The 12682-nt window shown below is 61.0% G+C and carries 9 protein-coding genes and 1 riboswitch; of the genes, 4 read left to right on the plus strand and 5 right to left on the minus strand.

Translation table 11 applies throughout. From position 1 onward, the window contains the following. Window positions 1-11 precede the first annotated feature (11 nt). Entirely contained in the window at window positions 12-752 is a 741-nt protein-coding gene (locus tag KB449_RS33695; RefSeq protein ID WP_282912534.1) for an SDR family NAD(P)-dependent oxidoreductase, read from the minus strand. A 127-nt stretch (window positions 753-879) separates the two neighbouring features. Between KB449_RS33695 and KB449_RS33700 the strand changes: the two genes are divergently transcribed. The 3 genes from KB449_RS33700 (at window position 880) to KB449_RS33710 (ending at window position 3100) form a co-directional block, all read left to right on the plus strand. Beyond that, entirely contained in the window at window positions 880-1761 is an 882-nt protein-coding gene (locus KB449_RS33700) for a LysR family transcriptional regulator (protein ID WP_282912535.1), read from the plus strand. Between the two features lie 72 nt (window positions 1762-1833). Beyond that, complete coding sequence (locus KB449_RS33705) at window positions 1834-2373, plus strand: RNA polymerase sigma factor (protein ID WP_282912536.1); 540 nt, start codon at window positions 1834-1836, stop codon at window positions 2371-2373. Then, window positions 2366-3100 carry a hypothetical protein gene (locus KB449_RS33710; RefSeq protein WP_282912537.1) on the plus strand — a complete coding sequence of 245 codons (735 nt, stop codon included), beginning with the start codon at window positions 2366-2368 and terminating at the stop codon, window positions 3098-3100. The genes KB449_RS33705 and KB449_RS33710 overlap by 8 nt, the downstream gene beginning before the upstream one ends. A 71-nt stretch (window positions 3101-3171) precedes the next feature. Here KB449_RS33710 and KB449_RS33715 read toward each other — a convergent pair whose 3' ends face one another. Beyond that, window positions 3172-4032, minus strand: a complete 861-nt coding sequence (locus tag KB449_RS33715; protein WP_282912538.1) for an SDR family oxidoreductase — start codon at window positions 4030-4032, stop codon at window positions 3172-3174. A 238-nt stretch (window positions 4033-4270) separates the two neighbouring features. After that, window positions 4271-4459, plus strand: a riboswitch (cobalamin riboswitch). 191 nt (window positions 4460-4650) lie between these two features. Here KB449_RS33715 and KB449_RS33720 point away from each other — a divergent pair. Continuing rightward, window positions 4651-6735 (plus strand): S-layer homology domain-containing protein, encoded by a 2085-nt coding sequence (locus KB449_RS33720; protein WP_282912539.1) that lies wholly within the window; start codon window positions 4651-4653, stop codon window positions 6733-6735. 134 nt (window positions 6736-6869) lie between these two features. Here KB449_RS33720 and KB449_RS33725 read toward each other — a convergent pair whose 3' ends face one another. From KB449_RS33725 to KB449_RS33735, 3 genes are all read right to left on the minus strand, one after another. Next, window positions 6870-7769, minus strand: coding sequence for an Rpn family recombination-promoting nuclease/putative transposase (locus tag KB449_RS33725; protein ID WP_282912540.1), 900 nt, complete (start codon window positions 7767-7769; stop codon window positions 6870-6872). Between the two features lie 178 nt (window positions 7770-7947). Continuing rightward, window positions 7948-9213: an ATP-binding response regulator gene (locus KB449_RS33730; RefSeq protein WP_282912541.1), complete on the minus strand. Its 1266-nt coding sequence runs from the start codon at window positions 9211-9213 to the stop codon at window positions 7948-7950. 26 nt (window positions 9214-9239) lie between these two features. Next, complete coding sequence (locus KB449_RS33735) at window positions 9240-12662, minus strand: response regulator (RefSeq protein ID WP_282912542.1); 3423 nt, start codon at window positions 12660-12662, stop codon at window positions 9240-9242. Window positions 12663-12682 lie beyond the last annotated feature (20 nt).

A 12682-nucleotide genomic window follows, 5' to 3' on the forward strand; every position in this document is an offset into this window, starting at 1 on the left:
AGCTGCGGACATCAGAGCGTCTGCCCGCTGTCCACGGTGACGAGCTGTCCTGTCATCGCCTCCTGTTCCAGCGCGAAGCGGATGGCGCGGGCGATATCCTCGGGCGACGAAATGGCTTCCAGCAGCGTCGAGGGCGCGAGCTTGCGCATTTGCTCTTCGCGTCCGGCCCACCAGCGCGTGCTCACGGCGCCGGGCACGATCGCGTTAACGCGGATCTTCGGAGCGAGCGCTTGCGCCAGCGACAGTGTGAGGCCGTGGACGGCCGCCTTGGAGACCGCATATGGCAGCGAGGAGCCGCGGCCGGTCTTGCCCGCGATGCTGCCGACGTTCACGATCGCGCCTCCGCCTCCGCGGGCCATGAGCGGCGCGGCCGCTCTGGCGCAGTAGAACATCCCTTTAACGTTAACGCTCAGGAGCTCTTCCCATGCGTCGTCCGTCACCGCCTCCAGGTCCTGCAGCGGAATGTGCCGGGTGACACTCGCGTTGTTAACGAGCAAATCTACCGAACCGAACGCCCGGTCGGCGGTGCTGAACATGGCTCTAACCTCTGCGTCCGAAGACACGTCCGCCCGCGCCGCGATTGCCTGCCCGCCGAATCCCCGGATCGCCTCGACCGTTTCTTCTGCATCTGATCGAGACCGCGAATAATTAACGACGACGGCCGCGCCCAGTGCCCCCAGTTCCAGCGATACCGCTCTTCCGATCCCGGTGCCCCCGCCGGTAACGATCGCCGTACGATTTTTTAAATCCATCGCGGTTCCTCCTCCAAGATCTTAGTTCTGTCCATCCTTTCGTATTAAGTTTAAAGGCTTGCTCGCGTTTCGTATAATTGAATGTATTGAAGTTTTGGTTCACTAAAATCGATCGGAGATGCATCGCATGGATCCCAAATCGCTTCGCGCTTTTCATCGAATCGCGGCGCTTGGAAGCTTTCGCCTCGCGGCCGAGGAGCTAAACTACGCCCAGTCTACGGTGACGATGCAGATTCAGCGGTTGGAGGAAGATCTCGGAGTTATGTTGTTCGAACGTACCGGGGGACTTCGGCTGACCGGGGAAGGCAGATTGTTAAGGGAACGCAGCCTGCCGATCCTGCAGGACATGGACCGTCTGCGGAGGTCGCTGACGGAGCTGCGCGAAGGGGACGCGGGGGAGGTCAGGCTCGGCGCGACGGAGCCCGCCGTCAGCTGTCGGCTGCCGGCACTGCTGAAGCGCTTCGCGGAACGCTACCCCAAGATTCGAATCTCCGTCGAGTCCGCCAGCACGCCGGTCTTGAGCGAGCGGCTGCGCAAAGGGGGGCTCGACCTGGCGCTCTGCGCCACGCCCGAGCATGCGGAGGGCCTCCACTTCGAGCAGCTGTATCGCGAGCCGTTCGCCGCGCTTATGCCTGCCGATCATCCATTGGCATCGCAGGCGCATGTCCGGTTGGATGATCTCGTCGCCTATAAGCTGCTCGTCACAGCCTCGAATTGTCCCTATCGCCGCAAGCTCGAGCTTCTGCTGGCCGAGTCCGGCGCGCCGGCGGCGGAGACGATGGAGATCGGCAGCATGACCGCCCTCGCATCTTATGTCGCGATGGGTCTGGGCGTCGCCCTTGTTCCCCGCGTGTTGGCGGACAAGCCGCCGCCTGGCGTCCTCTCCCGGCCGATTCAGGGAGCGGCGGTCGATATGGCTTGCGGGTTGCTCAGCCGGACCTCGGAGTCGCCGCTGACGCCGGCGGGGGCGAAGCTGTACGCGGCGTTGCGCGATAAACTCGCGGAATAGGCGGCGCCGAACCGAACTCTTTTCCAAGTTGAAGTGTATTAGTGGCGATACGCTTGGAGAGGAGGAGACAGCATGGACATCGCGAAAGCGGAAGCGCAGCGGCTTTACGAAGAAAATGCCGTTTATATCTACCGTCTCGTGCTGATGCTGACGAAATCCAGAGCGCTGGCGGAGGACATTACCCAGGACGTTTTTATGCAAGCCTTTCGCAAATACGGCAGCTTTGATCCGCAGCGAACCGGTTCGGCGCGGCCGTGGCTGTCCCGGATTGCGATCAATCAAACGCGCAATTCGTTGCGGAAGAACCGCTGGCTCAGTCTGATCGGCCATACGCCCGAGCGGGCGGCCCCGGATTCGATCGAAGACGTCGTCCTGTCGGACGAGCGCGATCGGGAGTTATGGCGCGAGGTGCTAGGACTGTCGTTGAAAACGAGGGAGGTCGTAACGCTCCACTTTTATGGGGGGATGACCCTTCAGGAGACGGCCGACTTGTTGGGAATACCGCTTGGAACCTGCAAGTCCCGGCTCCATTCGGCGCTGAACAATCTGAGGGCGCGTCTGCCGAATAAGGATCGCTATTTCGCATACGGGAGCGGGGGTAGCCATGAGTGATGTCTCGAAGTATCGACGGGTGATTCATGAGGCGCTCGAATCTGAAAAACCGGCGGCTTCCTTCGACCAGCTCTGGACGCGGGCTGAGAATGTGGCGCGCAGACCCTTGCGGCGCTATTGGCTGATCGCGCTGCCCTTGCTCGCGGCGCTGTTGGCGGGGGCATGTACGGCCGTTTACCAAAGCGTGACGAACTGGTCTAACACGACCGTCTCTTTTAGCGATAAGAAAGACGATCTGACGGATATGCTGACGCCGCTGGAAAAGTTCGACGACATGGTCTTGCTGCGGGATAATCCGCTGCTGTCGCTGGAAGAAACGAGAAAAAAAGCTCCGATCCCGATAAGAAATCCGATTTTGCCGGACGGGTGGACGGAGGTCCGATCCACAGGCGTGAATCCGGGCAACGCCGAATACTGGAGTTCCTTGCTCGATCCCCAAGGCAGGCGCGTCGTTGTAAAACAAGCGTTCGACAGCAGTTACACGATGTCCTTAAGGAAGAAGTCCAACGAGACTTTTTTCGTTGGATATCCGAAAGAATCCAAGTTCATTAAGGGCTTCGGCGACGATCTCGCGATTCTGATCAATCTGCAGAAAGGGAGATGGCAGATGATGCTTTACCACAAGGAGGCCACAAAAGAAATCGTGACCTGCATCAGCATCTGGAGCATGGATCCGGACGAGGCGGTTGCGCTCGCTCGTTTATACTTGGAGGCGCCTTCGTCTTAATCGCTTTCGCGTCTCCTATAAAAGGAAAACGGCCGATACGGAAAGCCAGGCTCCGCTGTCGGCCGTTCATTTTAATTTGTTTTGACCAGCGCGGACACGACCTCAACCAGCGGTGTCGCCGGCCGCCCGAGCAGCTGTTCCAGATCGCCGCTTTCCACGGCGAGCGTGCCTGCGCGAATCGCCTGTTGGATCGCGACGACGATCGGGAGGGCGAACTCGGGAACGCCTGCGCTCTTCATCACGCCCGCATAAGTTTCATCGTCGACCTGCTGCACCGGAACTTCGCGTCCGAGCGCCTCCGACACCACGCTTGCAAGCTCCGCATACGTACGCAGCGGTCCGCCGAGCTCGTACACTTTGTTCTCGTGTCCGGTGCCGGCGAGCACGGCTGCAGCCGCCTCCGCATAGTCGCTGCGCGCAGCCCAGCCGACTTTGCCGCCGTCTGCGGACGTAACGAGCGGAGCGCCGGCGACGATGCCCTGGATCGCGCCGGCCTCGTTTTCGATGTACCAATTGTTGCGTAAAAAGGCATACGGGATGCCCGTCGCGCGAATCGCGTTTTCCGTCTCGCGGTGTACTTCCGCCAGGAACAGCTCGCTCTCTTGAGCGTTCGGAGCGCTGGTATAGGCGATGAAGCCGACGCCGGCGTTGCGGGCTGCCTTCACGGCGTTCGCGTGCTGGCGAATACGCGTCTCCGTATCTCCGTCGGTCGAGACGATCAACAGGCGATCGATGCCTGCGAAAGCTTGCTCAAGCGAAGCCGGATCGTCGAAGTCGCCGCGCCTGACGTCCACGCCGAGCTCGGCTAGCGCAGCCGCCTTCTGCGGGTCACGAACGCTGACGGCGATCTGCTCCGCGGATATGCGGCCGAGCAGCGTCTTTACGACATGGGAGCCGAGATGGCCCGTTGCGCCGGTCACTAGTATTTTCATAGAAAATCAACCTCCTGGGAATTCGTATTGGATAGCCTCGACATCTTGGTGTGCGAAATGGGGAATGTCTCGGCATCTGTTGTAACCATCATAGCTACAACGAGGGCGCGAGTCAAGTCTCCGAGTCAGGCATATAGGCTTCCCGGTCGGGTGCAGCGTATGGACGCGGATTTCTCCGGCGATGTGCGACCCTTTTCATAGACAAAGGTCGGACGACCCGCTATCATTAGGGCATAACTGCATATCCTCGTACCAGGCGCGCGCATGCTGCCATGCCGCTTAATAGGGAAGTCCGGTGAGAGTCCGGCGCGGTCCCGCCACTGTATATGCCGAGCGCTCCGAGCGATGCCACTGTTCAGCCGAATGGGAAGGCGTCGGAGCCGCGATGAAGCAAAGCCAGGAGACCTGCCTCGATACGACTGTATCCCGCCCGCTTCGCGGAGTGAGCGGCGGGACCGGCTGTGCCAGCTAAGCCGCCCCTCGGCGGACGCGGCCTGTGGCGCGGCGTCATGCTGCGATCTTGAACCACTCCTTTGCGGAGTGGTTTTTTAATGCGGTACGGACGAGCGGCGCGGGTCAAGAGGACTCATCATTTTTTCGGGAAAAGGGGTATGACTCATGTTGGGCTTCAAACGTTTTAAATCGCTGGCATCGCTCGCGCTGTCGGTATCGCTCGCGGTCGCCGGGCTGTCGGCTGCGCTGCCTGCGGGCAAGAGCTACGCGGAGGGCGCCAGCGCCACGACGGTTGCCGCTTCCGTCAACGTGCAGGCGGACATCCAAGCCGCGATCGGCTACGTCAACGCGAACGGCGGAGTCTCGTCGGACTGGCTGGCCTTCAGCTTCGCGCGCGCGGGACAATCGGTTCCCGCCGACTATGCAGCGAAGCTCGCTGCGGGCGTAGAGGCCGAATGGACCAAGGCTTCGCCGGATCCGACGGCGCTGGCGCGCCTTGCGCTGGTTGCGAACGCGATCGGTCTGGACGCCCGCAGCATCGGCGGCCGCGACTTGATCGCGAAGCTGGCGAGCTATCCGTCCTTCGCCAATGTGTACGCCGACATTTTCGTGCTGCTGGCGTTCGATTCCGGCAATTACGAGCTGCCTGCCGGCACCGCGTGGACGCGCGGCGATCTGATCGCCGCCATCGTCTCCGGCATCGACGGCTCCACGGTTCCCGATCTGTACGGCATGGCGCTCAGCGCCCTGGGCAAGTATAAGGACCGCCCCGAGGTTGCTGCCGCGGCGGACAAGGCCGTCGCTTGGCTGGCCGCCAATCTCGCTGGCGACAACAGCGAGGCGATCGCGCAGACGATTATCGGCCTCTCCGCTTACGGCATCGATCCGGCGGACTCGAAGTTCGCCAAGGGCGGATCGAACCTGGTCCAGCGCCTGCTGGCGTTCAAAAATACGGACGGCGGCTTCAAGCACCAGCTGTCCGACGCCGCGTCGGACAAGGCGTTCGCCACCGAGCAGGCGCTGCGCGCGTTGGCCGCTTACGGGCTGTTCGGCACATCGCACCGCTCCGTGTACGTCAACGCTGCCAGCCAGTGGGTCGCGACGGGCGTCGCCATCGAAGGGCTGAACGGTCCTCTCGCGGCGCTTAGCGCTACGCAGGCGGTGTACGCGTGGGACGCGCTGGTCGAGATCGCCGATCGCAACAAGCTGAAGCTCGGCTATACGGACGATCCGCAGTACGGCAAGTTCCTGTCCGCGATCGGCGACGCCAAGGGCGACCAGAGCGTCTACTGGTTGTTCGCTGTTAAGCGCGGGGGCGTCTATGCAACGGTAGATACCTCGCTGGAGAAATTCCGCCTGCAAACGGGGGACGAGCTGTACCTGTATCTGTCCGGCTCGGACAGCGGCCTCGTAAAGTCCGTCACGGCAAAGGCTGCGGCGGGCGGCGCTACGGCAGTGAACGTGCAATACACGTACTATGACAGCAGCTTCAAGGAAGTGACGGGACCGGCGGCAGGCGTGCAGGTCGCGATCGGCGGACAGACCGCGACGACGGACGCGAGCGGCACGGCAACCTTCAAGGGGCTGTCCGCACGCGAGCTTACCTACACCGTGACGGGATATCGCGCCGGCGCAGCGCCGCTCGTGCTTAAGTATTCGGGCAAGGTAGCCGTGGGCGCAGGTCAGGCAGGCGGCGAGTCGTTCGCCGACGCTGCGGACATCGCTGCTTGGGCTAGCGACGCTGTGAGCGAAGCGTATGCCGCCGGCTGGCTTCAAGGCGTAAGCACGACGGAGCTGAAGTTCGCGCCGAAGCAGCAGCTGACCCGCGTGCAGTTCGCTGCGCTAATCCTTCGTCTGCTCGGCGAGACGCCGGCCGCCGGCGCCAAGCAGTCGTTCGCCGACGTCGCGCCGGGCGCCTGGTACTTCGATGCGGTCATGACCGCGAAGTCCAAGGGACTGATCGGCGGCCTTACGGCGACTTCGTTCAAGCCGAACGAGGCGATCTCCCGCCAGGATCTGGCGGTCGTATTGGCCCGCGCCTTCAAGCTTGACGGCACGGGATCGAAGACCGCGTTTTCCGATCAAGGCCAGATCTCCGGCTACGCGCTCGCGTCGGTTCGCGCGGTCTACGACAAGGGCCTGCTGAAGGGCACCTCCGGCACCGCGTTCGATCCGAAGGCCAAGGTGACCCGCGAGATGGCGGCAGTCATCGCGTCGAACCTGCTCAAGCAGGGATTGATTTCGAAGTAAGCGGCATAAGCGCAAAGGCATAAGCGTAAAGGCATAAGCGCAAAGGCATAAGCGCAAAGGCATAAGCGCAAAGGCATAAGCGCAACAAAAAGACGGCGGGGGCAAAATTCCCAAGCCGTCTTTTTGTCATTCGCCTATTTCTCCAGCTGTGCGGCTAGACGTCGTATGTGCTCTTCGGGCAGCTCTGCCATACGGGTGACGACGGCGATGTCGGTGCCGGCCTTCAGTAAATTGATCGCGACGGCGATCCTGCCCTGCTCAATGCCTTGTTCAATGCCTTCCTCAATGCCCAGTTCCCTGCCCTCCTCCAAGCCCTGTTCCCGCGCATCCTTCAAAAAGCTAATCCGATCCCGGTTAGCCTTCTCCCTGGCCTCGTACAGCATGCGAGTCATGTCGTCTTCGCTGAGATGACTCAGCCGTTCTTCGGCCGTACGAATCGTCGGATCCATGGCGATCAGCTCCTCCAATTGTTCGTGGGTCGTACGTTCGTCCAGAAACCTCAGCCAACGGTGCAGCGGGTCCGTCATGGCGTACGGGGCCGAGCGAAACTTCGGAAATTCGATAAAATGCAGTTCGATCAAATCCGTCAATATGAACTGCCGTTCCGTGTCCTCATACAGATGAAACGAGCGATGGAAGCCTTCCAGGGGAAGAAAAGAAAAATCCAGCATATTGATACAGATCGTTTTCTTGAGCTGGCCATAATCCTCGCCTTCGCGAATCGAATCCGCGAGAAGCCGGCCCATGTAGAACAGACTTCGCTTTTCCATGTGCCGATAGCGTCCGACCTGCATCTCCACGTTGATCTGCTCCCGGTCCGCCGTCTCGCAGCGGATATCGAGCACGCCCTCTTTGTCTTCGACGAGGCGCTTGGTGAGCAGCTTGCCGTCCAGCACGGCCAGGTCCGCGATCGCGTCCCTTTCGTCCCTGTGCAGGACCGCGTTAAGCAGCCCAATCAGCAGCGGCTTGCTATCGGCTTCGCCGAACAGACGCTTGAACAGGTAGTCGTTCTTCGGGTTCAATCGCTTTTTCAACACATTTTTGCCTCCAGTATATCATAATCGCGCAATTTTCCGAACGGCGCCGCACGCCGGGAAAACGCAAAAAAACGCGCCCTTCGCCGTCCTGCAGGAAAACACAGGATCGACGCAGGGCGCGTGCTTCGCGCCTTGAAACGATTTAAACTCATCTTCACCTAGACCCGCAATATTGTCAAGAGAGGGCGGGCTGCCTGGCGGCGCCTCTCTCCTCCACCGCAGTCGTCTTGATCGTAAATACGAATGCCGCGCCTTGAGTGAAGTCGCTTTTCGCATAAATCCGGCCGCCCATCAGTTCCACCAGCGTCTTGCAGATCGACAGGCCGAGTCCCGTACCGCCGGTCTTGCTTCCCTGCGTGCCATCGAGCTGGGAGAACGGCTGGAACAGCCTGTGGTACTGCCCTTCCGGGATGCCGGCTCCGGTATCCTCCACGGCGAATTCGAGCTCAAGCTCCGCGTCCTGCCGGCGCAGCAGCCGCGCATAGACGCGAACGCCGCCGGCGGAAGTGAACTTGACGGCATTGCCGATCAGATTGTTGAGCACCTGACGCAGCCGGTTGGGATCCCCGAGCAGCAGCGAAGGAATCGCGGGATCGATCTCAGTCGTCAGCGTCAGCCCTTTCTCGCGGAGCAACGCGATGAACAGGTCAGCCGTCTCCTTCATGCAGCTCGCCAGGTTGAACGGCGTGAGCTCCAGGTCCATTTTGCCGGACTCGATCTTGGAAAAGTCGAGAATGTGGCTGATGATCGAGAGCAGCGCGTTCCCGCTGGTGCGTATAATGTCAACCATGTCGCGGTCCGAAGCGGGGAGCTGCGATTCCATCAGAAGCTCCGACATCGCGATGATGCCGTTGAGCGGCGTGCGCAGCTCGTGGCTCATCGTCGCGAGGAAACCCGACTTGATCTGGGAGGCCGTCTCCGCCGTTTCCTTCATCTGCGTCAGCTCGCGGTTCGCTGCTTCCATCTGCTGCGCCTGAGCCTCAAGTTGTTGCGTTTTCGCTTCGAGCTCCTGCGTCTTGGCGGCTAATTCCCTGGTCTGGCGCTCCAGCTCGAGCCGCGTCAGGTAGAGGCGCACGAAGCCGTCGATCTTGCTCTTCAGCACCTCGGGATGCACGGGCTTCGTCATAAAGTCGATCGCGCCGGCCGAATACGCCTGCTTGTAATTGTCGAGCTCCGACGTCAGCGAGGTGAGGAAGATGATCGGAATATCCTGCGACTTTTTGCGCGTTTTGATGCGCCGGGCGGTCTCAAAGCCGTTCATGTCCGGCATCAGCACGTCCATAATGATGAGCGCGAAGTCGTTTTTGAGCAGGCACTTGAGCGCCTCGGCGCCCGATGAAGCGGATACGAGCTTGTATGGCGAATCGGCAAGAATCGCTTGAATGGACAAAAATTCGTCGGGCCGATCGTCGACAAGAAGGATGTGAACGCAGTGTCCCATGCTGGCTGTCATTCCTTCCGGCGGGTCTATTTAATGAGCCACGCCTTGAGAAGCGTGACCAGCTGAGTCGTATTAATCGGCTTGGCGATATAGTCGGAAGCGCCGGCTCGAAGGCATTTCACCCGGTCGCCCTCCATCGCTCTGGCGGTCAACGCGATGATGACCAAGTTTTCGAACTGCGACATCAGACGGATGCGCCGCATCGTCTCGTAGCCGTCCATCTCCGGCATCATGATGTCCATGAAAACGAGATCCACGTCCGGGTGGACGCTCAGATGCTGCAGCGCTTCCTTGCCGTTCTGCGCGAAGCTGATGTCCATATTGTAGCCTTCCAGCACGCTGGATAGCGCATAAATATTGCGCATATCGTCGTCCACGAGCAAAATCTTTTTGCCCTCGAACGCGGCTTCCGGGTTATGCAGCTTTTCGATGAGGAGCTGCTTGTCCGGCGGCAGGTCCTCATGCTTGCGGTGCAAATACAGCGCGGTCTCGTCGTAGAGGCGTTCCATCGACTGGACGTTTTTGAGCACGATGCTCTCGGCGTAATGCCGCAGCCGTTGTTCTTCTTCCTTGCTCAGATCGCGGCCCGTATAAATGATGACCGGCAGCGTCTGCAGCTTGCGGTTCGTCTTGACCTGCTCCAGCAGCTCGAAGCCGGAGATGTCGGCAAGGCCGAGGTCGAGCACCATGCAGTCGAAATGCTGGGCATTCAGTTGGTCCAACGCTTCCTTGCCGGTGGCCGCGGCGATCACGGATACGTCGGGGTGCGCGATAAAGGCGACCAAACTGCCACGCAGCGCGGCGTTGTCCTCGACGATCAGCAGGTTTTTGACCGGACGCCGGATGTACGATTCGATCCGAAGGAACGCGGCTTCAAGCTCCGAACGGTCGGTCGGCTTTTTCCAGAAGTCCAATGCGCCCATGGAGAGCCCCTGCTTGCTATCGTCTGCCGTCGATATGACGTGCACGGGGATATGCCGCAGCTCGGGCCGGCTCTTGAGCCTGCTGATGATCGCCCAACCATTGAGTACGGGAAGGTCCGCGTCGACGACGATCGCGTCCGGCTTGTAGGCATGAGCGAGCGCGAGCCCCTGATCGCCCTGCAGGGAGACGATCGCCTTGAAGCCGCGCTTGCGCGCAAGCTCCAGCAGGATGGCCGCGAACGACGCTTCCTCCTCGATGATCAGCAGCGTCGTATCTCCGGGCTGCAGATCGTTCCGGTCGTCGTCCATCACGGCATGCTGGAGCAGCTTCGGGTTGGAGATCGAGATGTCGGGCACGAACGATTCGTAAAACTCGGAAAAGGCGGCGCCGGGACGCGACGAAGCTTTGAATTCTACCGGGGCCGGTTCTTGGAAGGCCGTTTGCTGCGCCGGCTCCTGGGCCGGCGCAGGCTCGGGCCGGGGCGCCGAGGCTGCCGGGGCTGCCTGAGCGACGGCGGTCGTAGACGTCGTCTGCCCGGAGGTCTGCTCCTCTTCGCGGTCTTGAACAGCCGTCTCGGCCCGCTCCGACAGGATCAGGGTAAAGGCGCTGCCTTTGCCGGGTTCCGACGCGGCTTCGATTCGTCCACCGAGCAGCGCGGCGAGCTGACGGCAGATGCTGAGACCGAGCCCCGTACCGCCGTACTTGCGGCTGGTCGTGCCGTCCGCCTGCTGGAACGCCTCGAAGATGCTGTCCAGCTTCTCTTTCGGGATGCCGATGCCGGTATCTCTGACCTCGAAGAAGATGCCTTCCGGATCCGCTTCGCTTCGGCCGACCGTGAGCGACACCTCGCCCTTCTCCGTGAACTTGAAGGCGTTGGAGAGCAGGTTCGCCAGAATCTGCTGCACCCGGTGGCCGTCCGTTCGAAACGAGGCCGGCAGCCTTGAATCGACGCGAACGCGCAGTTCGATGCCTTTGCCGCGCGCGACCTGGTCGAACGTGCGGTACGCATGGTCCACGACATCCTGGACTTGTACTGTCTCGAACACGGCTGTCATCTTGCCGGCCTCGAGCTTGGCCAGGTCTAGAATCTCGTCGATAAGACGAAGCAGGTCCCTGCCCGCCGAAAAGATCGTATGCACGTACTCGAGCTGCTTGGGCTGCAGATTGCCGGCCCGGTTCTCCGCCAGGATTTGCGACAGAATCAGGAGGCTATTGAGCGGGGTGCGCAGCTCGTGGGAGACGTTGGCGAGAAATTCGGATTTATACTGCGCGGCCCTGAAAATCTCTTCGGCCTGCTGCTGAATCTCGTCTTTCTGCCGCGCGGTAAGAACCATCTCCTCCTGCAGATGCTCGTTGGAGACGCGCAGCTCGTCCGCCTGCACCCGGAGCTCCTCAGCCTGATTGGCGAGCGAATCTGCCTGCTGCTGGATCTCTTCCTTTTGCTGTGCGAGTGACTCGGCTTGCTGCGCGATCTCTTCCTTCTGCCGCGCGGTAAGCAGCACTTCCGTGCGCAGCGTCTCGTTGGCCTCGCTGATCTGCCTGGCTTGGGCATCGAGTTCTTCGGTCTGCGTGCGAAGCTCCTCCGTTTGCGCAGTCAACTCTTCGGTCTGCGCTTGCAGTTCCTCCGTTTGCGCTTCGAGCTCTTCTTTCTGGTTCCGGGTATGGCGCAGCAGCTCGTCGATGCGCGCGATATCGGCCAGCGTGTTGAACAAAATGCCCATGCTCGCGGACACCCGGTCGATCAATTGCCGTTCGCGCGGGGAAAAGGCGTGGAGCGAAGCCAGCTCTACGACGCCGACGGTGTCATCCTCGTAGCGGATCGGCACGAGCGTGAGGTAGGCGGGGGGCGTCTCGCCCAGCCCCGAGCGGATCTTGATATAGTCTGCCGGCAGGTCGCTCATGACGATCGGATGCTTGTCCAGCGCGGCCTGACCGACCAGACCCGCGCCAAGCGGAATGGGCTTGCGAGTCTCTCCTGTATCGTCGTAGGCATAACCCGCAACGAAGTGCAGCGCGTCGTCGCGCTTCACGTACAACGCGCCGCAGCTTGCGCCGAGCGCGCCGGCCAGCTTGCCCATAAAGATGCGGGAGGCTTCCTGTACCTGCACGGAGCCCTGAAGCAGGATCGCCATCTCGGATACGTTGGCATTGATCCAAATCTCGTTTTCGGCGTCCTCGCGAAGCTGCCGTTCTTGCGCTGTCTTTTGATGCAGCGACACCGCCAACTCCCGGAAACGGCGCGCCAGCTGGCCGAACTCGTCATCGGCCGAATTATCGTGCGCGGACACGTCCGCTCTTCCGGCGGACATATCGTCCACGATCCGGGAAATGCGCCGCATGCCCTTGAAGATGCTGCGATGCACGGTTGTGATCAGGTAGGCGCCGGCGGCAAGACCGAGCACGCCAAGCGTTATCGATAGCCCCAATATTGGTCCGCTCGTATAGACGGAAGCGATGGCCGTCATGCCCCCGAGAAGGAGCAGAAACGCGAGGCCAAGGCCCCAAATCCTCTTGGTGATATTCATAAAGACCGCCTTTGCGTTGG

Source organism: Cohnella hashimotonis (assembly GCF_030014955.1).
GTDB lineage: Bacteria > Bacillota > Bacilli > Paenibacillales > Paenibacillaceae > Cohnella > Cohnella hashimotonis.